The 1114-nt window shown below is 70.0% G+C and carries 1 protein-coding gene; it reads left to right on the top strand.

Annotated elements, in window-relative coordinates:
* Positions 1-2: 2 nt before the first annotated feature.
* A partial coding sequence (locus tag CCN56_RS38720; RefSeq protein ID WP_107484300.1) for a hypothetical protein occupies positions 3-1114 on the top strand: 1112 nt, incomplete at its 3' end.

Below are 1114 nucleotides of genomic sequence, written 5' to 3'. Positions count from 1 at the left end.
CGCTGACGGCCGCGTTCCTCTCCGTACCCCTGCTCCTGGCCCCGGCCGCCCACGCGGCCCCCACGCCCACCCCGACGCCGACGCCGACCGCCGGCTCGAACGAGTGCGGGCTCATCTTCGGCCAGGCCCGCGAGCTGTGCGAGAAGGGCCAGACGGGCGGCACCGGCGGCGGCTCCTCCGTCACCGACCCCACCTCCGCCCTCGACCCCCTCTCCTCCCTCGCCCGCGGCTTCGCCGACGCCGCCGTAGCGACCATCGACTACCTCTCCAAGGCCGTCAAAGAGACCGCCGACGTCGACTTCACCAACATGCAGTTCCTCGGCCGCTACGCCATCGTCTTCGCCGCCGCCACCTTCCTCACCCTCCTCCTCTGGCTCCTCGCCGTCGCCAAGCGGGCCGTCCGCGGCGTCCCCCTCACCACGGCCCTCTCCGAAGCCATCGGCTTCCTCTGGCTGACGGTCCTCGCCTCCGCCTTCACACCCCTGATCCTCTACACCGTCGTCAACGCCACCGACGCCATCACCGAGGTCATCGCCTCCGGCACCGGCCAGCAGACCGACATCTTCTTCGGCAGCTTCAAACAGGCCCTCCAGAAGGGCGACAGCATCGGTGGCGGCCCCATCATGCTGATCATCGTGTCCCTGGTGACCGTCATCGCCGCCGGCGTCCTCTACCTGGAACTGTTCCTCCGCGCCGTCCTGCTGTACGTCGGCGCGCTCCTCGGCGTCGTCGTCTACTCCGGTCTCGTCGACAAGAACATGTGGGGCCACGTCCGCCGCTGGGCCGGCATCATGATCGCGATCATCCTGGTCAAACCGGTCATCGTGATCGTCCTCGGCCTGGCCGGCGCGCTCTCCTCCGACACCGGCCCCGACTCCGTCTCCGCCGTCGTGTCCGGCCTCTCGATCATCCTGCTCGCCATCTTCGCCTCCGCGATGATCTACCGCTTCGTCCCCGGCTTCGGCGACGAGATCGCCGCCTCCCGCAACAACCGCCTCCACCGCGCCGGCGAGAACGCGGCCGCGGCCGTCATCTCCTCCCCCGCCTCCCTCGTCTCCCAGGGCATCAAGACCCACAGCACCCGCGACAACGGCGGCGGCACCTCCCAGAGCTC

It is taken from the genome of Streptomyces sp. NRRL B-24572 (assembly GCF_002156145.1).
Classification (GTDB): domain Bacteria; phylum Actinomycetota; class Actinomycetes; order Streptomycetales; family Streptomycetaceae; genus Streptomyces; species Streptomyces vietnamensis.
The sequence above is the reverse complement of the archived record's forward strand: the minus strand, read 5'-3'. Positions and strand labels throughout refer to the sequence as shown.